Source organism: Streptomyces sp. AM 4-1-1 (assembly GCF_029167625.1).
Lineage (GTDB): Bacteria > Actinomycetota > Actinomycetes > Streptomycetales > Streptomycetaceae > Streptomyces.
Genome location: NZ_CP119145.1, coordinates 2,331,768 through 2,349,740 on the forward strand (window position 1 = coordinate 2,331,768; position 17,973 = coordinate 2,349,740).

A 17,973-nucleotide genomic window follows, 5' to 3' on the forward strand; every position below is an offset into this window, starting at 1 on the left:
GAGCGTGGGCGATTGGTCGGCGGCATGCCCGTTCAACTGCCGCCCGGCTCCCGGTACCATGGCATGCGGCCCGCGGCGGTGGTGCAATGGCGACACAGCAGACTTAGGATCTGTGGCCCGTGAAACGGCTTGAGGGTTCGAATCCCTTCCGCCGCACCGGAACGGCCTGCGTATCGAAGGTTCGATGCGCAGGCCGTTTCTGTGTTTCCGGACTCAGCCGAGCAGTTCGGCCACCACCGGTACCAGCTCGCGGAACGCCTTGCCGCGGTGGCTGATCGCGTTCTTCTCGGCCGGGGTCAGTTCCGCGCAGGTGCGGGTCTCGCCGTCCGGCTGGAGGATCGGGTCGTAGCCGAAGCCGTGCGTGCCCGACGGGGTGTGGCGGAGGGTGCCCCGGAGGCGGCCCTCGACGACGCGTTCGGTGCCGTCCGGGAGCGCGAGGGCGGCGGCGCAGGTGAAGTGGGCCGCGCGGTGTTCGTCGGCGATGTCGGAGAGCTGGGCCAGGAGCAGCTTCAGGTTGGCCGCGTCGTCGCCGTGGGTGCCGGACCAGCGGGCCGAGAAGATGCCCGGGGCGCCGCCCAGGACGTCGACGCAGAGGCCGGAGTCGTCGGCGATCGCGGGGTGGCCGGTGGCGCGGGCCAGGGCGTGGGCCTTGAGGAGGGCGTTCTCGGCGAAGGTGACGCCGGTTTCCTTGACGTCGGGGATGTCCGGGTACGCGTCCGCGCCGACGAGTTCGTGGCCGAGGCCGGCGTCGGCGAGGATCGCGTGGAGTTCGGTGATTTTCCCGGCGTTGCGGGTGGCGAGGATCAGGCGGGTCATGCCCACCAGTATCGGGGGCCGGTCCGGTGTGCCCGTGCGTGGCCGGGCGCACGGGGTGGGCCGTGCGCCCGGTGCGCGCTTGTGGGGTCGGCGCGGTGCGGTGTCCGGGGGGGGTGGGGCCGGTCAGCCGGCGAGTGCGGTGTTCTGAAGGGCCGTGAGGTCCGCGCAGCCGCCCGTGGCGAGGTCGAGGAGGGCGTTGAGTTCCTGGCGGTCGAAGGGTTCGGCCTCGGCGGTGCCCTGGACCTCGACGAAGCGGCCGTCGCCGGTGCAGACGACGTTCATGTCGGTGTCGGCGCGGACGTCCTCCTCGTAGCAGAGGTCGAGGAGGGGGACCCCGCCGACGATGCCGACGCTGACGGCGGAGACGGTGCCGGTGAGGGGCTTGCGGCCGTGCTTGATGATCTTCTTGCCCTGGGCCCAGGTGATGGCGTCGGCGAGGGCGACGTACGCGCCGGTGATGGCGGCGGTGCGGGTGCCGCCGTCGGCCTGGAGTACGTCGCAGTCGAGGACGATCGTGTTCTCGCCGAGGGCCTTGTAGTCGATCACGGCGCGCAGGGAGCGGCCGATGAGGCGACTGATCTCGTGGGTGCGGCCGCCGATCTTGCCGCGTACGGATTCGCGGTCGCCCCGGGTGTTGGTGGAGCGGGGCAGCATGGAGTATTCGGCGGTGACCCAGCCTTCGCCGCTGCCCTTGCGCCAGCGGGGGACGCCCTCGGTGACGGAGGCGGTGCAGAAGACCTTGGTGTCGCCGAAGGAGATGAGTACGGAGCCCTCGGCGTGCTTGCTCCATCCGCGTTCGATGGTGACGGGGCGGAGCTGTTCGGGGGTGCGGCCGTCGATACGAGACATGGCGTCGACCCTATCGGGTGGGCCGTGCGCCTTGTCCCGGTGTGGGCGGGGGACGTGGGTGGTGGGGGTGGGGGCGTGGGTGGCTTCCACGGGGGCCGCGTTCCGCACATGCCGCGGGTCCCGTCCGGGCGTTGCCGCGGGCCCCCGTCCGATCCGGACGTGCCGCAGGCCCCGTCCGGGTGGGGGCGGGGCCTGTGGGGGTGGACCTCAGTGGGTCACCGTCACATCATGTCTTCGATGTCGGCGGCGATCGGGTCGGCGTCGGTGCCGATGACGACCTGGATCGCGGTGCCCATCTTGACGACGCCGTGGGCACCGGCGGCCTTGAGCGCGGCTTCGTCGACCTTGGCGGGGTCGCGGACCTCGGTACGCAGGCGGGTGATGCAGCCCTCGACCTCTTCGATGTTCTCGATACCGCCGAGGCCGGCGACGATCTTCTCAGCCTTGCTGGCCATGTCGTTCTCCCTGTTTTTTTACGTGTCCTGTCGGCCCACCACGGGTCCGTTTCGTCACGGTAACGCACGGTTGGCCCAACTTCACGGGCGAGCTACCGGGTCATCACCAATGATGACGATCACCGGCGCCCTGCCTTTCGGGCGGGCTCCGCACCGTACCGCAACTGGTCTACACCAGTCTTCAACGACTGTCAGACCTGGCTTGTTCCAGGAGGACGCCGATATGAGTTCCAGCAGTGACACCGTGTCCCACAACAAGACGTGGTGGAACGGCCTGTTCCAGGGTCTCCAGAAGATGGGGCGCAGTCTCCAGCTCCCCATCGCGGTGTTGCCCGCCGCGGGTATTCTCAACCGGCTCGGCCAGCCCGACGTCTTCGGTGACGACGGACTGGGCTGGACGAACGTCGCGAAGGTCTTCGCGTCCGCGGGCGGGGCGCTGCTCGACTCGGGGCTGGGGCTGCCCCTGCTGTTCTGTGTCGGTGTCGCGATCGGCATGGCCAAGAAGGCGGACGGTTCGACGGCGCTGGCGGCCGTGACCGGGTTCCTCGTCTACTACGCGGTGCTGCACGCCTTCCCGGTGGACTGCGCGGGGGGTGCGAAGTTCGTCCCCGGTGGCACCTGGTCCGGTACGTGTGTCACTCCGGACGCGGAGGTGACGGCTGCCGAGTACCAGAACCCTGGGGTGTTCGGCGGCATCGTGATGGGTCTGATGTCGGCGTGGTTCTGGCGGCGGTTCCACCGCGTCAAGCTCGTCGACTGGCTGGGCTTCTTCAACGGCCGCCGGCTCGTCCCGATCATCATGGCGTTCGTCGGTCTGCTCTTCGCGGCCCTGTGCGCCTGGGTGTGGCAGCCGATCGGTGACGGTCTGACGGACTTCTCGAAGTGGCTGGTGGACCTGAACTGGCTGGGCTCGGGCATCTTCGGTGTCGCCAACCGCGCGTTGCTGGTCATCGGGCTGCACCAGTTCCTGAACACCTTCGTCTGGTTCCAGTTCGGTGACTTCACGAAGCCGGACGGCACGGTCGTGCACGGTGACATCAACCGGTTCCTGGCGGGCGACCCGACGGCCGGGCAGTTCACCACGGGGTTCTTCCCGATCATGATGTTCGCTCTGCCGGCCGCGGCGCTGGCTATCTACCACTGTGCCAAGCCGCATCGGCGCAAGGCGGTCGGCGGCATGATGCTCTCGGTCGGTCTGACGTCGTTCGTCACCGGGATCACCGAACCGATCGAGTACTCGTTCGTCTTCATCGCGCCTCTGCTGTTCGCGATCCACGCGGTCCTCACCGGTGTCTCGATGGCGGTCACCTGGGCGCTCGGCGTGAAGGACGGTTTCAGCTTCTCGGCGGGTCTGATCGACTACGTCATCAACTGGGGGCTGGCGACCAAACCGTGGATGATCATTCCGATCGGGCTGGCCTTCGCGGTCGTCTACTACGTGATCTTCCGGTTCGCGATCACCAAGTTCAACCTCCAGACACCCGGGCGTGAGCCCGAGGAGGTCGAGGAGGAGGTGGAGGGCGAGATCACGAAGTAGCGCCCGCCAGGGCTTCGGCCCCGTACCGCACAAGGCCCCCGGACCTCCTGGTCCGGGGGTTTTCGTCGTGCCCTCGGCAGGTGACCGAGGGTGCCGGATGAACTACTGCGAAGTTGTCGGAAATTGCAGGTTCCTTATCTAACCCTCACCGTGCTAAAACTGGTCTACACCACTCAGTGGTCCAGACCACGCGACCGGATCGAGTCGCGTTCTTGAGTCGCCGCCTCCCCCGAAAAATCCTGTCCCCGGCGGCGCCTTGCCTACTGGAGGAAGTTGATGAGTACGGCCACCGCTTCGGCGGCCCCCGCGAAGAAGCGGGGCTCCGGCCTGTTCCAGGGCCTGCAGAAGGTCGGGCGCAGCTTGCAGCTCCCGATCGCCGTGCTGCCCGCCGCCGGCATTCTGCTCCGTCTCGGCCAGGACGATGTCTTCGGCAAGGACGGCCTCGGCTGGGGCAAGGTCGCCACAGTCTTCGCCACCGCGGGTGACGCGGTCTTCTCCAACCTGCCGCTGCTCTTCTGCATCGGCGTCGCCATCGGGTTCGCGAAGAAGTCCGACGGTTCCACCGCGTTGGCCGCTCTGGTCGGCTTCCTCGTGTACCAGAACGTGCTCAAGGCGTTCCCGGTGACCGAGGCGAAGATCCAGCCCGGGGCCGACATAGCCGCGACGTACAACGACCCGAAGGTCTTCGGCGGCATCATCATGGGCCTGATCTCCGCTGTCGTGTGGCAGCGGTTCCACCGCACGAAGCTGGTGGACTGGCTGGGCTTCTTCAACGGCCGTCGTCTCGTGCCGATCCTCATGGCCTTCATCGGTACGGCGATGGGTGTCGTCTTCGGTCTCATCTGGGAGCCGATCGGCAACGTCATCACCGACTTCGGTGAGTGGATGACGGGTCTCGGCGCCGTCGGTGCCGGAATCTTCGGCCTGGTCAACCGCGCCCTGCTGCCCGTCGGCATGCACCAGTTCGTGAACACGGTCGCCTGGCAGGAGATCGGCAGCTTCAAGGACCCGGCCGGCGCGGTGTGGCACGGTGACCTGAACCGGTTCTTCCACGGTGACCCGACCGCCGGTCAGTTCATGTCGGGCTTCTTCCCCATCATGATGTTCGCCCTCCCGGCGGCCGCGCTCGCCATCGCGCACGCCGCCCGCCCGGAGCGTCGCAAGGCCGTCCTCGGCATGATGGTGTCGCTGGCCCTGACCTCGTTCGTCACGGGTATCACCGAGCCCATCGAGTTCGCGTTCATGTTCATCGCTCCGGTGCTGTACGCGATCCACGCGGTCCTCACGGCGCTCTCGATGGCGCTGACCTGGGCGCTCGGTGTGCACCACGGCTTCACGTTCTCGGCCGGTGCGATCGACTACTTCCTGAACTGGAACCTCGCGACGAAGCCCTGGATGATCATCCCGATCGGTCTGGTCTTCGCGGTGATCTACTACGTGGTCTTCCGCTTCGCGATCACCAAGTTCAACCTTCAGACCCCGGGCCGTGAGCCCGAGGAGGAGGTCGAGGACCTGACGAAGGCGTAGTCCTTCCGTCCCTCGGACACCGCACACACCAAGGACCCCACCGTTCACGGCGAACGGTGGGGTCCTTGGTGTGTGCGGTGTTCCCCCGGCGTACATGGCAGTGTGCGCGGCGGGGTGTCGGGCGGGAGGCGGCTGTGACGGCTGTGGCGGGAAGTGTGCGGTGGGGGCGCTCAGATCTCGTAGACCGCGCCCGGCACGGCCAGTTCCGCCGGTCCGTCGAAGACCTCGCGGGCGTCGGCCAGATTGCGTTGGGCGTCGGTCCACGGCGGGATGTGGGTGAGGACGAGCCGCCCCACCCCGGCGCGCGCCGCGTACTCCCCGGCCTCCCGGCCGTTGAGGTGGAGGTCCGGGATGTCCTCCTTGCCGTGGATGAACGATGCTTCGCAGAGGAACACGTCCGCGCCCTCGGCGAGCTCGTCCAGCGTTTCGCAGATCCCGGTGTCGCCGGAGTAGGCGAGGGTGCGGCCGTCGTGCTCGATCCTGATGCCGAAGGTCTCGACAGGGTGGCAGACCTTCTCCGTACGGACCGAGAAGGGGCCGATGTCGAACGAGCCCGGCTTGAGCGTGTGGAAGTCGAAGACCTCGCCCATCGCGCCGTCGGACGGGGTGTCGGCGTGTGCCGTGGTCAGCCGTTGTTCCGTGCCGTCCGGGCCGTAGACCGGGATCGAGGCGGGGCGTCCGCCGTCGTGCCGGTAGTAGCGGACGACGAAGTACGCGCACATGTCGATGCAGTGATCGGCGTGCAGATGGCTGAGGAAGATGGCGTCGAGGTCGTACAGACCCACATGGCGCTGCAGCTCGCCGAGGGCACCGTTGCCCATGTCGAGGAGCAGCCGGAAGCCGTCGGCCTCTACGAGGTAGCTCGAGCATGCCGAACCCGCGGACGGGAACGAGCCGGAGCAGCCGACGACGGTGAGCTTCATGGAGCGTGAACCTCCGAGGCGCGGGAACGGGGAGGGTTCGTGCGGTTTGTTGAGCGTAAGGCGCCGGGGACCGGGCCGCTCCTCCGTGGCCTGCCGTTGTGGGCGAACTCACCTGCCCTGTCACCGGTTCGACGGAAGGGGTGCGGGGCGGGGGCGCGGGGCGGGGCCGGGCGGGGGTGGCGGTACCGTCGGGCGCATGGACAGCTCCTGGTGGCCCGCGGTCGTCGTCGTCGTGTTGCTCGCGTTCGTGGCGGCCGTGGTGGACGGACGTGGCCGGCTCGGCCGTCGTGGGCGGCGGTCCGGAGATCGTCCGGGGCGGCGGCCGGGGAGCCGGTCGGTCCGTCGTCCGGAGGGCAGGACCAGGCCGCCGGCCGGGCCGTCCGGGCCGTCGACCGAGCCGGGCCGGGGGCCGCGGCCGGCTGAGGTGTGGTGGGCCGAGGTGCCGTACGAGGACGGGCCGGGGTCGAAGGACCGGCCGTGTCTGGTGTTGTCGGTACGGGGTGACACGGCGCTCGTCGCCAAGATCACCAGCAAGCGTCACGAGGGGCGGCCGGGTGTGATCGCGCTGCCGCCGGGGACGGTGGCCGATCCGGCGGGACGGGCGAGCTATCTGGAGACGGACGAGCTGCGGGACGTGCCGGTGCGGGGGTTCCGGCGGCGGGTGGGGCCGGTGGACCCGGGGGTGTGGAAGCAGGTCCGGAAGCTCGGGTAGCGCGGGCGGTCCGGGGCGGACGGCCGGTCCGGGGCGGGCGGGCGCGGCGCTGGTCCGGGCCGGTGAACGCGGGCAGGCGGTACGCCGGGACGGTCCGGGCCGGGTAGTGCGCGCGGGCGGGCACGACAGCGGGCGGGCATGACACGTGGGGCGCGGGACGGGCGCGAAGCCGGGCCGGGGCAGGCGGGCGCGGCGCCGGCCTGCGCCCGGCGTTCCGCGCCGAACAGTGCGCAGGGCCGGGCGGAGCACAGCGCGAGGTGCGTCCGGGACGGTTCGTGCCGGACGGTGCGTGGGGGCGGGTGGTACGCGACCCGGAGTGCGCGGGGCGGGCGGGGCGGGCGGGGCGAGCCGCGCCCGACGGTGCACGCATGCGGGTGTTACGCGACGCGAGGTGCGCGGGACGGGCGTGATGCCGAGCCGCGCCCGACGGTGCACGCATGCGGGTGTTACGCGACGCGAGGTGCGCGGGAGTTCCGCGCGGGACGGTGCGTGGGCCGGCCGCCTCGCGCGGGCGCCGTAACGGTGAAGCGCCGGGCAGGCGGTGTTCCCGTCCTGCCCGGCGCTCGGATGTACGTTCCGGTCGGATGTACGTTCCGGTCGGATGTCCGTTCCGGTGTCGCCCGTCGGCTACGCCCAGAGTTGTCCCTGGAGCGCTTCGATCGCCGCCTCCGTGGTGGCCGCGGTGTAGACGCCCGTCGAGAGGTACTTCCAGCCGCCGTCCGCGACGACGAAGACGATGTCGGCGGACTCCCCCGCCTTGACGGCCTTGTTGCCGACGCCGATCGCCGCGTGCAGGGCGGCGCCGGTGGAGACGCCCGCGAAGATGCCCTCCTGCTGGAGGAGTTCGCGGGTGCGGGTGACGGCGTCGGCCGAGCCGACCGAGAAGCGGGTGGTCAGCACCGACGCGTCGTAGAGCTCGGGGACGAACCCCTCGTCGAGGTTGCGGAGTCCGTAGACGAGGTCGTCGTAGCGCGGTTCGGCGGCGACGACGGCGACATCCGGCTTGTGCTCGCGCAGGAAGCGGCCGACGCCCATCAGGGTGCCGGTCGTGCCGAGGCCCGCCACGAAGTGGGTGACGGAGGGCAGGTCGGCGAGGATCTCCGGGCCGGTGGTGGTGTAGTGCGCGCCCGCGTTGTCCGGGTTGCCGTACTGGTAGAGCATCACCCAGTCGGGGTGCTGCGCCGAGAGTTCCTTGGCGACCCGGACCGCGGTGTTGGAGCCGCCCGCCGCCGGGGACGGGATGATCTCGGCGCCCCACATGGTGAGCAGGTCGCGCCGTTCCTGGGAGGTGTTCTCGGGCATGACGCACACGATGCGGTAGCCCTTGAGCTTGGCCGCCATGGCGAGCGAGATGCCGGTGTTGCCGCTGGTCGGCTCCAGGATGGTGCAGCCGGGGGTGAGCCGGCCGTCCTTCTCCGCCTGTTCGACCATGTGGAGCGCCGGGCGGTCCTTGATCGAGCCGGTGGGGTTGCGGTCCTCCAGCTTCGCCCAGATGCGGACATCGGCGGAGGGCGACAGCCTCGGCAGGCGGACCAGGGGCGTGTTGCCTACCGCGGCTAGTGGGCTGTCGTACCGCATATCAGCGCATACCCCCGGCGACCGCCGGGAGGATGGTGATGTTGTCGCCGTCGCTGAGCTGGGTGCTGATGCCGTCGAGGAAGCGGACGTCCTCGTCGTTGAGGTAGACGTTCACGAAGCGGCGGAGCTGGTCGCCGTCGACGATGCGCTCACGGATGCCGGTGTGGCGGGTCTCCAGGTCGGCGAAGAGGTCGGCGAGGGTCGCGCCGCTGCCCTCGACCGCCTTGGCGCCGTCGGTGTAGGTGCGGAGGATGGTCGGAATGCGGACCTCGATGGCCATGGCGTGGGCTCCTGTCGGAAGCGGAGAGGTGGCGTGGGGCGCGCGGCTCTGCCCCCGCGCAGGGGTCGATGCGTGAATGGCGCCCTCGGGTGCGGTCGTCAGACCGTACGGCCGGGGGGCAGGCTCGGATGGTCCGTACACATCGCGCTGGAGAGCCTGCACAGGTCGACGTGCAGCCTCGCGACGAGCAGCGTGCCCGGCGTCCTGTCGCTCACGTCATGGGGAACCATGCGCTCATCGTATCGATTCCCGGCCGTGAATCCGGAAGGGCGTCTCACCTGATGGATGATCGGTGTTCGCCTGGTGGACGCGTGACCGGTCGGGGCGGTGTCGGCGGGGCGGGGGTGTCATGGCCGTACGAGGTCTGCCGGACCGGGTACGCCGCCCCGACCTGGGCCGGGGCGGCGTACGCCTTCGCGGGGGCGGGGGTCAGTCGGTCGCGTACGCCTCGACGACCTTGACGTCCTCCTCGGTGATCTCACCGTCCACGATGCGGTACGAGCGGAACTGGAAGGGGCCCGCGCCGTCGCTGTCGGCGGTGGAGACCAGGACGTAGTGGGCGCCGGGCTCGTTGGCGTACGTCACGTCGGTGCGCGAGGGGTATGCCTCGGTCGCGGTGTGCGAGTGGTAGATGATCACCGGTTCCTCGTCCCGGTCGTCCAGCTCGCGGTAGAGCTTGAGCAGGTCCGCCGAGTCGAACTCGTAGAACGTGGGCGACCGGGCGGCGTTCAGCATGGGGACGAACCGCTCGGGCCGGTCACTCCCGGCCGGTCCGGCGACCACGCCGCACGCCTCGTCGGGGTGGTCGGCGCGGGAGTGCGCGACTATCTGGTCGAACAGCGCCTGGGTGATGGTCAGCATGGCGCCAGGATAAGCAGACCGCGCCGGGCCGGGGCCGGACCGGTTCAGCGCCGGGCGAAGGAGGCGTTCTCGGGGTCGCGGGCCCGCAGCACCAGATACGCGACGGCGAGCAGCAGCGCCCACAGCGGGGCGCAGTAGAGCGAGATCCTGGCGTCCTCGTCGATGGCCATCATCACGATGACCATGCCGATGAAGGCGAGGGCGAAGACGCTGGTGTACGGGGCTCCGGGGGCGCGGAACGAGGACTGGGGCAGTTCGCCCCGGTCGGCCTTGGCGCGGTAGCGGAGCTGGCAGATCAGGATCATGATCCAGGCCCACATGCCGGAGATGGTGGCGAAGGAGACGACGTAGGTGAAGGCGTCCCCGGGCCACTGGTAGTTGATCCAGACGCCGACGAGCATGAGGGCGGCGGAGACGGTGGTGCCGACGAGCGGGGTGCCGCTCCGGGTGAGCCGGGTGAAGACCTTCGGGCCCTGGCCGTTGAGTGCGAGGTCGCGCAGCATCCGGCCGGTGGAGTACATGCCGGAGTTGCAGGAGGAGAGGGCCGCGGTCAGGACGACGAAGTTGACGATCGCGGCGCCGAGTCCGAGGCCCATCTTCTCGAAGGCGGCGACGAACGGGGAGACGCCGGGCCTGAACTCGGTCCACGGCACGACGGAGAGGATCATGATCAGGGCGCCGACGTAGAAGACGGCGATGCGCCACGGCACGGTGTTGATGGCCTTGGGCAGGACGGTCTGGGGGTCCTTGGACTCGCCGGCCGTGACGCCGACCAGCTCGACGGCGAGGAAGGCGAACATCACGATCTGGAGGGTCATCAGGGTGCCGCCGATGCCCTTGGGGAAGAAGCCGCCGTCGGACCAGAGGTGGGTGACGGACGCGGTGTCGCCCGCGTCCGAGAAGCCGATGGTGAGGATTCCGGCGCAGATGAGGATCATGCCGACGATGGCGGTCACCTTGACCATCGAGAACCAGAATTCGAGTTCGCCGAAGAGTTTGACGGAGATCAGGTTCACGCCGTAGAGGATGACCGTGAAGATGAGCGCGGAGACCCATTGTGGAATGGTGAACCAGTACGTCATGTACTGGGCGGCGGCCGTCACCTCGGTGATTCCGGTGACGACCCAGAACAGCCAGTACGTCCAGCCGGTGACGAATCCGGCGAACGGGCCGATGAATTCGCGGGCGTACTCCGAGAAGGAGCCGGACACGGGTCGGTACATGAGCAGTTCGCCGAGTGCGCGCATGATGAAGAAGATGACCAGGCCCGCTATGGCGTAGGCGAGGATGAGGCTGGGACCGGCCTTGGCGATGGCCTTGCCGGCGCCGAGGAAGAGGCCGGTGCCGATGGCTCCGCCGATGGCGATCATCTGGATCTGGCGGGAGCCCAGGCCGCGCTGGTAACCCTCACCCGCTGGGGCGGCCTCCGCCCCTTCCTGTCCCGCGTTTCCCTGGTCGAGCTGCGCCGATGTCATGGTGGTGCGCCTTTCTCCATGCTGATCCGCGCCTGCTGAGGCTACGGATCAGGTCCTGATCCCCCCGGATACGGATGGAGTCACGACCGGCGGTGGCCGGTTTCAGCGCCCCCGGGGACAGGGGTGGCGTCCCCGGTGGTCGTGCACATCTATCACGGCGCTGCGGGCGTTCCGCGTGGCATTGTGTGGCGCACACCACAGGTAAAAGCGGACAAGGGGTTTCGAGCCGCTGCAAAAAAGGCCGTTCGAGTAATGCGATCGTTATTCGGATTTGAGCGTCCGCTGAGATTGGGGTACCAGCATCCACCGGGTCCGGCCGTCCCGCAATCAGGGGCGGGACGTGCGGGACACGTACGGAACGGCGGGTTCAGGACGCCGGGCGGTTTCCGCCGCCCCGGGCGTCCGGGCATCGGCTTACGGCATCAGGGTTTCGACCAGCGTCTCCTGGAGCGCGCCGAGCCAGAGGTAGGCCATCACCATCGGCTTGCGCGGGTCGCTGTCGGGCAGCCGGTAGAGCGAGCCGTCCTCGCCCTCCTCCTCCTCGGACACTTCGAGGCGGGTGCCGATGGTCAGCCGGAGGTCGTTGAGGGTCCCCAGCCAGCCACGGGACTGGTCGGCGGTGAGGGCGAGGACCGCGCCGCCGTCCCCGGCGGGCGAGAGGGCGTCGAGGCTCTGTACGACGGTGAGGGCGTCCTCGCGCTTGCGGGTGCGCAGGTCGTTCTCGGTGAAGCGGCGGAACTCGGCGGACGCGGCGCGCAGTTCCCTGTCCTCGTCGCCGTACGCCTCGGGGAAGAGGCGGGCCAGGGCGGGGTCGGCGGGCGGTTCGCTGGGGCCCTCGGTGAAGAGCGCGGCGAGCGGGTCCTCGCCCTCGGTGGGCTCCTCGCCGGGACCGATCAGTTCCAGCAACTGGACGGCGAGGGAGCGCAGGATCGCGATCTCCACCTCGTCGAGCGCGACGGCCGCGCCGCCGTCGGGGGTGGCCTCGAAGTGGCCGGCCATGGGTTCTCCGATGATGGGTCGGGCGTGGAGCCGGGGACGTACGGCAGCGGGACGGGTCAGTCGCGGTCCTGGGTGAGGGTGGCCCAGAGCCCGTACCCGTGCATGGCCTGCACGTCGCGTTCCATTTCCTCGCGGCTGCCGCTGGAGACGACGGCGCGGCCCTTCTGGTGGACGTCGAGCATCAGCTTGTGGGCCTTGTCCTTGGAGTAGCCGAAGTAGGTCCGGAAGACGTACGTCACATAACTCATGAGGTTGACCGGGTCGTTGTGGACCAGCGTCACCCAGGGGACGTCGGGCTCGGGGGCGACGAAGGTGTCCTCGGCCGATGCGGGGCTTTCGATCTCTGCGGGGGCGACACTCACCTGCCCCATGCTGCCACCCGGGAGGGGTCATCGCACAAACGGCGGCAGATCTCGTCACTCTGACGAGATAGGGGTAGCATCCCTGACATGAACTCTGCGGACCTTGGGCGGCGGGTCGGCGTTCCGTCGACCGCGCTCTTCACCGACCAGTACGAACTCACGATGGTGCAGGCGGCTCTGAAGGCGGGCACCGCGGACCGGCACTCGGTCTTCGAGGCGTTCACCCGCCGGCTGCCCGAGGGACGGCGCTACGGCGTGGTCGCGGGCACCGGGCGGGTGCTGGACGCGGTGGAGAACTTCCACTTCGACGACGAGATGCTGCGCTTCCTGCGCGACCAGCGCGTCGTGGACGGGCCGACCCTCGAATGGCTGGCGGACTACCGCTTCAGCGGCGACATCTGGGGCTATCCGGAGGGCGAGGTGTACTTCCCCGGCTCGCCGGTCCTGCGGGTCGAGGGCTCCTTCGCGGAGTGCGTACTGCTGGAGACGGTGATCCTGTCGATCCTCAACCACGACTCGGCGATCGCCGCGGCGGCGTCCCGGATGTCGGCCGCCGCGGGCGGGCGCTCGCTGATCGAGATGGGCGCCCGGCGCACCCACGAGCTGTCGGCGGTGGCGTCGGCGCGCGCCGCGTACGTCGGCGGCTTCGACACCACGTCCGACCTGGCCGCGGGCTTCCGCTACGGCATCCCGACCGTCGGCACGAACGCGCACGCCTTCACGCTGCTGCACGACAGCGAGCGGGACGCGTTCCGGGCGCAGGTCGATTCGCTGGGCAGCGGCACGACGCTGCTGGTGGACACGTACGACGTGGCCGAGGCGGTCCGTACGGCGGTCGAGATCGCCGGGACGGACCTGGGCGCGGTACGGATCGACTCGGGCGATCTGCTGCTGGTCGCGCACCGGGTGCGCCAGCAGCTGGACGAGCTGGGGGCGACCCGCACCAGGATCGTGGTGACGTCGGACCTGGACGAGTACGCCATCGCCTCACTGGCGGCGGCCCCCGTCGACGCGTACGGGGTGGGGACACAGTTGGTGACGGGCAGCGGGCACCCCACCTGTTCGATGGTCTACAAGCTGGTGGCCCGTGCCGCCTCCGGCGATCCCGGCGAGCCGTTGCGGCCGGTCGCGAAGAAGTCGATGGGCGCGAAGTCGTCCAGGGGCGGACGCAAGTGGGCCGCGCGCAGGCTGGACGAGCACGGGGTCGCCGAGGCGGAGGTGATCGGCACCGGCCGGGTCCCGGACGGGCCGGCCTGCCGGCAGCTGCTGGTCGAGCTGGTCAAGGAGGGCGCGGTGGTGGCCCGCGAGCCGCTGGAGGCGGCCAGGGAACGGCACATCACGGCCCGCGCCGGGCTGCCCCTGTCGGCGACGCAGCTGTCGCGTGGCGAGGCGGTGATCCCGACGGAGTACGTATGAGCCGGCGCCCCGCGGCCCCGGCCGGGTCCGCCCCGGAACGGACGCGGCCCACGGTCCCGTTCACGTCCGCCCCGGAACGGACGCGCATGAATCCCGGGAGCCCGGGAAGGTGACGATCGGCATCAGGCGATGTCCGCGAAACCCCCGCCCGCCGTCCCGCCCGCCCCACGGGCCCCGGCGGGACCGCGTGGACAGGGACCCGCGTGGACACGCCAGGCGGCCCGACCCCCTCCCCCGGGGCGGCCGGAGTGCTTACGCTCGTCCCCGGCCGCACACCCCGACCCACGACCCGCACGCCCCCGCCGTCCGCCACGCCCCGCGGTCCGCACGCACACAGGACCCGTGCGCCCCGCCATCCCGCTCGTCCCCTCCACCGAAGGACAACCGCCATGCACCGCGCCCTGATCGTCGTGGATGTTCAGAACGACTTCTGCGAGGGCGGCAGCCTCGCGGTCGCGGGCGGCGCCGATGTCGCCGCCGCCATCACCGATCTGATCGGTGAGGCCCAGGCGGGTTACCGCCATGTGGTGGCCACCCGTGACCACCACATCGACCCGGGCGACCACTTCTCGACGCGGCCGGACTTCGAGCACTCCTGGCCGGTGCACTGCGTGGCCGGTACGGAGGGAGTGGGCTTCCACCCGAACTTCGCTCCGGCGGTCGCGTCGGGCGCCATCGAGTCGGTCTTCGACAAGGGGGCGTACGCCGCCGCGTACAGCGGTTTCGAGGGCACCGACGAGAACGGCGCGGGGCTGGCCGAATGGCTGCGCGACCACGACGTCACCGAGGTCGACGTGGTGGGCATCGCGACCGACCACTGTGTACGGGCGACGGCGCTGGACGCGGCCCGGGAGGGGTTCACGACGCGTGTGCTGCTCGGTCTGACGGCCGGCGTGGCCGAAGCCACCACCGAGCGGGCGCTGAAGGAACTGCGCGAGGCCGGCGTGGAGCTGTCGGGCACTCCCGTCGTCTGACACGGGAGGAAACCTGGGCAAGGCCGGAATCAGGGCTCATAGGCAGGGCCATGAGCGGACCCGGGGCCAGTCGTCAGAGGCGGGTCACCGGCAGTCCGGGGCCCGGCAGGGCGCGCATCGGGTGCCAGAGTTCCTGGGCGCACCCGGGTCTCGCCCGCCAGAGGACGCCGTCCGGATGGTGCAGCACGGCGGTGATCTCGTCCGGCGTCGGCGGTTCGGCGTTGCCCCGGAGGTAGACGGACCGCAGCCCCAGATTGCGCAGCCGGGTCAGCGCGCGGGACCGGTTGACCGCGTGCACCAGGACGCGTACGGAGCCATCGGTGGCCATGACGCCGGCCCGGCCCTCCCAGCCGAACCGGCCCTCCCAGTCGGCCTGACCCTGCCGGGCCGTCCGGCCCTCCCCCGTCGCCCGGACCGCGCCGTCGGCCGTTCCCCGGGCCGCTCGGCCCGGCGCCGTGCCGGTCGGGCCGGGCAGGGTGAGTGCCACCACCACGCTGCCGCTCGGCAGTGTGCAGAATCCTCCACCAGCCATGCTCCGCGCTCCCGTAAGACATCGTGTCAATAAGATGTGGACAGGACGCACCTAAACACGATCGGCCGCCGCCCACCAGTGGGCGACGGCCGATCATGGCCTGACCTGCGCTGTCAGTTGATCACCAGCGCGAGGGGGTGACCAGCAGGGTCATCGACGAGCCGTTGAGCGGCTCGCTGAGGATGCTGATCCGGGTGTTGGTGTCAGGAACCTTCACGCTTCCGGTCGGGTTCTCGGCGTACCAGTAGGTACCCCGGTGGTCGTCGAAGTACGGGACTCCGAGCTGCGACTTGATCTTCACCGCGACATCGGCGTTGTGCAGCGTGAAGCTGTCGGTCGGCCACCAGCTGAACGGAGCGTCGAACGGCTGGATCTTGTTCCTGATGACCGTGCCGTCCTTCCACTTCAACGGCTTGGCGTGCGCGTCGACCGGAAGGATCAGGCCCTTGCCCGGGTGGGCGGAGACGTTGTTGTCCTTCTGCGAGGTGTCCCACAGCCAGACGAGCAGACCGTTCTGGTACGGGTAGTGCTCGACCCACTTGGGCCGCGTGGTCGAGAAGCCGAAGTTGTACGGACCGGTCTTGAGCTGCTGGTCGTACGAGACGTACTGACGGTTCTCGGCCAGGTAGTACTGCGGGTAGTTCTTGGTGAAGGACTCGCCCACCCGCGTGAAGCCCTTGGCGGTCCAGCCGTTGTCGTCGCCCTCGGCGTTGTCCGAGAACAGCGTGGCGCCGTCGGCGGTGACCGAGATGGTGTCGGCCGCGAAGCCCACCCCGCCCGCGCCGCCGTCGGTGGCGTAGCGGAAGCGGATGTCGATCTTCTTGCCCGCGTAGGCGTTCAGCGGGAAGGAGAGCTTCTGGTAGGCGCCGGAGACGTCCGTCAGGGCCGGCTTGTCACTGGCGTCGCGCGGGAGCGCCTTGCCGTTGGCCGTGCCGTCGAGCGTGGTCCAGCTGGTGCCGCCGTTCTCCGACACCTCGGTGTAGAGGAAGTCGTAGTCCTTCTCGATGTCCCACCAGCCGGCGAGGTCCAGGGAGGCCGTGGACTTGCCGGTCAGGTCGACCGAGCGGGTCAGCGTGTTGGAGAGGTTGTCGCCCGCGCCGCTCCACCACTGCTTCGAGCCCTCGGCGGGCTTGGTGACAGCGGTGCTGACGGCCTTCTCGGGCAGCTCGACGACGAGCGCCTGCTTGTCCTTGGTGTTGTACTCCGAGACGCCCAGCTTGTGCGTGGACGTCTTCGCGGCCTTGGCCGTGCCGTAGTTGAGCCAGCCGAGCTGGAGCTTGTCCCAGGCGGTCATGTCGCCGGGCGTGTCACCGATCTGGCCCTGGCCGGTGCCGAGCCAGGAACCCGCGGACATCAGCGACCAGAAACCGACCGAGTTCTCGGCGGTGTTCGTGGTGTCGTAGAGGTCGGGCAGACCCAGGTCGTGGGCGTACTCGTGGGCGAAGACGCCCAGGCCGCCGTTCTCGGGCTGCGCGGTGTAGTCACCGACCCAGATGCCGGTGTCGCCGATCTGCACACCACCGGCCTTGTTGTCGGCCGGACCGGTCGCCCCGGCGTTGGTGCCGTACGCGTACCAGCGGTGCGCCCAGATCGCGTTGGTGCCCTCGACGCCGCCGCCGGCGGACTCGTCCTCACCCGCGTGGACGATCTGGAAGTGGTCGATGTAGCCGTCCGGCTCGTTGAAGTCGCCGTCGTTGTCGTAGTCGTTGCGGTCCCACTGGTCGTACTGCGCCAGGTCCGCCTTGATCTGCGCGTCCGTCCGGCCCTTGGCCTTCTGGTCCGCGGCCCAGGCGTTCACTCCGTCGGCGACCATGTCCCACGCGTTGGCGCAGTTGGACGATCCGCAGTAGTTGGAGCCGTAGCGGGCCTCGTTGTACGGGACCTTGACCCAGTCGGAGACCTCACCGTCGACCGAGTAGCGTCCGGAGGACGTCTTCTCGTAGTAGGTCTTCAGGGAGTCCTTGCCGCTGCCCTGGCCGAAGTACAGGTCCTGGAAGTGCTTCTGGTTGTAGTCCTTCTGCCAGGCGGTGCTGTTGTCCTTCTTCGGGTCGGGCTTGGCGATCCCGTTGTGCAGCGGGCCGGGCGTGCCGCCGTACTTCTTGACGGGCGGCTTCGGGCCGTCGCCGTCGGGGTCGTACATGGTGGTGTTGTCGACCTTGTCACCGAACTCCACCAGGACGGTGAAGATCTTGTCGGTCTTCTCGCGGCCCAGCTCGACGTACTTCTTGTCGGCGAGCTTGACGACCTTGGAGCCGCCGCGCGTCGTCACCTGCTTCTCGCCGGATATGACCTGCTCCAGGGCGGCCTGGCGCTGGGCGTCCTGCTGCTTGCTGTAGGGGCCGTCCAGGTTGTGGGCGCCCCCCTTGGCCGAGCCCGGGTCATGGGCGTCGGCGATGGAGGTTCCGGCTTCCGGTGCCTTGCCATCCGCCTGTGCGGTGGCGAAAGCTGACCCTGTGGCAGCTGTGGCGGCCATGACCGCCACAACCGCCGTGGCGCGAAGCGCCCGTCTCTTGATGGTCACTTGATGCAGTCCTCCCCGGCGCCCGCGTCAGCGGCCGAGGGTGGAGGGGCCGCGCGCGGTTACGCGTCACAAGTGACGACATTTGATCGGAGTTGGAAGAGAAAAGACAGATCTTGACTTGGACACACCAAGTGCACTATGCGGGGGCGAGTCTCC

18 protein-coding genes and 1 tRNA gene are annotated in these 17,973 nt (G+C 69.6%); 6 read left to right on the forward strand and 13 right to left on the reverse strand.

Annotated features, from left to right (window positions below; all coding sequences use genetic code 11):
- The first annotated feature begins 72 nt into the window (after positions 1-72).
- A tRNA-Leu gene (locus tag PZB75_RS09835) sits at positions 73-156 on the forward strand.
- A gap of 57 nt (positions 157-213) precedes the next feature.
- Here PZB75_RS09835 and rdgB read toward each other — a convergent pair.
- From rdgB to PZB75_RS09850, 3 genes are all read right to left on the reverse strand, one after another.
- Positions 214-816, reverse strand: a complete 603-nt coding sequence (gene rdgB / locus PZB75_RS09840) for an RdgB/HAM1 family non-canonical purine NTP pyrophosphatase (protein ID WP_275534916.1) — start codon at positions 814-816, stop codon at positions 214-216.
- 123 nt (positions 817-939) lie between these two features.
- A complete protein-coding gene (gene rph, locus PZB75_RS09845; RefSeq protein WP_275534917.1) occupies positions 940-1,665 on the reverse strand; it encodes a ribonuclease PH in 726 nt (241 codons plus the stop codon).
- 221 nt (positions 1,666-1,886) lie between these two features.
- Complete coding sequence (locus PZB75_RS09850; protein WP_275534918.1) at positions 1,887-2,120, reverse strand: PTS glucose/sucrose transporter subunit IIB; 234 nt, start codon at positions 2,118-2,120, stop codon at positions 1,887-1,889.
- Positions 2,121-2,343: 223 nt separating this feature from the next.
- On the opposite strand from PZB75_RS09850, the gene PZB75_RS09855 reads away from it, so the two are divergent.
- Complete coding sequence (locus PZB75_RS09855) at positions 2,344-3,657, forward strand: PTS transporter subunit EIIC (RefSeq protein WP_275534919.1); 1,314 nt, start codon at positions 2,344-2,346, stop codon at positions 3,655-3,657.
- A gap of 276 nt (positions 3,658-3,933) precedes the next feature.
- Entirely contained in the window at positions 3,934-5,184 is a 1,251-nt protein-coding gene (locus tag PZB75_RS09860) for a PTS transporter subunit EIIC (protein WP_275534920.1), read from the forward strand.
- Between the two features lie 170 nt (positions 5,185-5,354).
- On the opposite strand, the gene PZB75_RS09865 is transcribed toward PZB75_RS09860, so the two are convergent.
- On the reverse strand, positions 5,355-6,107 hold the full coding sequence (locus PZB75_RS09865) for an MBL fold metallo-hydrolase (RefSeq protein ID WP_275534921.1): 753 nt from the start codon (positions 6,105-6,107) through the stop codon (positions 5,355-5,357).
- A gap of 196 nt (positions 6,108-6,303) precedes the next feature.
- Between PZB75_RS09865 and PZB75_RS09870 the strand changes: the two genes are divergently transcribed.
- Complete coding sequence (locus PZB75_RS09870; protein ID WP_275534922.1) at positions 6,304-6,819, forward strand: type II toxin-antitoxin system PemK/MazF family toxin; 516 nt, start codon at positions 6,304-6,306, stop codon at positions 6,817-6,819.
- Positions 6,820-7,446: 627 nt separating this feature from the next.
- On the opposite strand, the gene PZB75_RS09875 is transcribed toward PZB75_RS09870, so the two are convergent.
- From PZB75_RS09875 to clpS, 7 genes are all read right to left on the reverse strand, one after another.
- Positions 7,447-8,397: a cysteine synthase gene (locus tag PZB75_RS09875; protein ID WP_275534923.1), complete on the reverse strand. Its 951-nt coding sequence runs from the start codon at positions 8,395-8,397 to the stop codon at positions 7,447-7,449.
- 1 nt (position 8,398) lies between these two features.
- Positions 8,399-8,677, reverse strand: a complete 279-nt coding sequence (locus PZB75_RS09880; protein WP_275534924.1) for a MoaD/ThiS family protein — start codon at positions 8,675-8,677, stop codon at positions 8,399-8,401.
- A gap of 98 nt (positions 8,678-8,775) precedes the next feature.
- Positions 8,776-8,907, reverse strand: a complete 132-nt coding sequence (locus PZB75_RS09885; protein WP_343286224.1) for a putative leader peptide — start codon at positions 8,905-8,907, stop codon at positions 8,776-8,778.
- A gap of 199 nt (positions 8,908-9,106) precedes the next feature.
- Positions 9,107-9,538, reverse strand: coding sequence for a M67 family metallopeptidase (locus tag PZB75_RS09890; protein ID WP_275534926.1), 432 nt, complete (start codon positions 9,536-9,538; stop codon positions 9,107-9,109).
- 44 nt (positions 9,539-9,582) lie between these two features.
- On the reverse strand, positions 9,583-11,013 hold the full coding sequence (locus PZB75_RS09895; RefSeq protein ID WP_275534927.1) for an amino acid permease: 1,431 nt from the start codon (positions 11,011-11,013) through the stop codon (positions 9,583-9,585).
- Positions 11,014-11,427: 414 nt separating this feature from the next.
- Positions 11,428-12,012, reverse strand: coding sequence for a DUF2017 domain-containing protein (locus PZB75_RS09900; RefSeq protein ID WP_275534928.1), 585 nt, complete (start codon positions 12,010-12,012; stop codon positions 11,428-11,430).
- A 56-nt stretch (positions 12,013-12,068) separates the two neighbouring features.
- Positions 12,069-12,383: an ATP-dependent Clp protease adapter ClpS gene (gene clpS, locus PZB75_RS09905; protein WP_275534929.1), complete on the reverse strand. Its 315-nt coding sequence runs from the start codon at positions 12,381-12,383 to the stop codon at positions 12,069-12,071.
- Positions 12,384-12,461: 78 nt separating this feature from the next.
- Between clpS and PZB75_RS09910 the strand changes: the two genes are divergently transcribed.
- Together PZB75_RS09910 and PZB75_RS09915 are read left to right on the forward strand one after the other, a co-directional pair.
- Positions 12,462-13,790 carry a nicotinate phosphoribosyltransferase gene (locus tag PZB75_RS09910; RefSeq protein ID WP_275534930.1) on the forward strand — a complete coding sequence of 443 codons (1,329 nt, stop codon included), beginning with the start codon at positions 12,462-12,464 and terminating at the stop codon, positions 13,788-13,790.
- Positions 13,791-14,179: 389 nt separating this feature from the next.
- Complete coding sequence (locus PZB75_RS09915; protein ID WP_275534931.1) at positions 14,180-14,764, forward strand: isochorismatase family protein; 585 nt, start codon at positions 14,180-14,182, stop codon at positions 14,762-14,764.
- A gap of 73 nt (positions 14,765-14,837) precedes the next feature.
- Here PZB75_RS09915 and PZB75_RS09920 read toward each other — a convergent pair whose 3' ends face one another.
- Together PZB75_RS09920 and PZB75_RS09925 are read right to left on the reverse strand one after the other, a co-directional pair.
- Positions 14,838-15,092, reverse strand: coding sequence for a hypothetical protein (locus PZB75_RS09920; protein ID WP_275538654.1), 255 nt, complete (start codon positions 15,090-15,092; stop codon positions 14,838-14,840).
- 325 nt (positions 15,093-15,417) lie between these two features.
- Positions 15,418-17,817 (reverse strand): immune inhibitor A domain-containing protein, encoded by a 2,400-nt coding sequence (locus tag PZB75_RS09925; RefSeq protein WP_275534932.1) that lies wholly within the window; start codon positions 17,815-17,817, stop codon positions 15,418-15,420.
- Between the last annotated feature and the right edge of the window lie 156 nt (positions 17,818-17,973).

Coding starts and splice junctions, on each gene's coding strand:
- rdgB (WP_275534916.1), bottom strand. CDS start 816: ATGACCCGCCTGATCCTCGCCACCCGCAACGCCGGGAAAATCACCGAA.
- rph (WP_275534917.1), bottom strand. CDS start 1,665: ATGTCTCGTATCGACGGCCGCACCCCCGAACAGCTCCGCCCCGTCACC.
- PZB75_RS09850 (WP_275534918.1), bottom strand. CDS start 2,120: ATGGCCAGCAAGGCTGAGAAGATCGTCGCCGGCCTCGGCGGTATCGAG.
- PZB75_RS09855 (WP_275534919.1), top strand. CDS start 2,344: ATGAGTTCCAGCAGTGACACCGTGTCCCACAACAAGACGTGGTGGAAC.
- PZB75_RS09860 (WP_275534920.1), top strand. CDS start 3,934: ATGAGTACGGCCACCGCTTCGGCGGCCCCCGCGAAGAAGCGGGGCTCC.
- PZB75_RS09865 (WP_275534921.1), bottom strand. CDS start 6,107: ATGAAGCTCACCGTCGTCGGCTGCTCCGGCTCGTTCCCGTCCGCGGGT.
- PZB75_RS09870 (WP_275534922.1), top strand. CDS start 6,304: ATGGACAGCTCCTGGTGGCCCGCGGTCGTCGTCGTCGTGTTGCTCGCG.
- PZB75_RS09875 (WP_275534923.1), bottom strand. CDS start 8,397: ATGCGGTACGACAGCCCACTAGCCGCGGTAGGCAACACGCCCCTGGTC.
- PZB75_RS09880 (WP_275534924.1), bottom strand. CDS start 8,677: ATGGCCATCGAGGTCCGCATTCCGACCATCCTCCGCACCTACACCGAC.
- PZB75_RS09885 (WP_343286224.1), bottom strand. CDS start 8,907: ATGGTTCCCCATGACGTGAGCGACAGGACGCCGGGCACGCTGCTCGTC.
- PZB75_RS09890 (WP_275534926.1), bottom strand. CDS start 9,538: ATGCTGACCATCACCCAGGCGCTGTTCGACCAGATAGTCGCGCACTCC.
- PZB75_RS09895 (WP_275534927.1), bottom strand. CDS start 11,013: ATGACATCGGCGCAGCTCGACCAGGGAAACGCGGGACAGGAAGGGGCG.
- PZB75_RS09900 (WP_275534928.1), bottom strand. CDS start 12,012: ATGGCCGGCCACTTCGAGGCCACCCCCGACGGCGGCGCGGCCGTCGCG.
- clpS (WP_275534929.1), bottom strand. CDS start 12,383: ATGGGGCAGGTGAGTGTCGCCCCCGCAGAGATCGAAAGCCCCGCATCG.
- PZB75_RS09910 (WP_275534930.1), top strand. CDS start 12,462: ATGAACTCTGCGGACCTTGGGCGGCGGGTCGGCGTTCCGTCGACCGCG.
- PZB75_RS09915 (WP_275534931.1), top strand. CDS start 14,180: ATGCACCGCGCCCTGATCGTCGTGGATGTTCAGAACGACTTCTGCGAG.
- PZB75_RS09920 (WP_275538654.1), bottom strand. CDS start 15,092: ATGGCCACCGATGGCTCCGTACGCGTCCTGGTGCACGCGGTCAACCGG.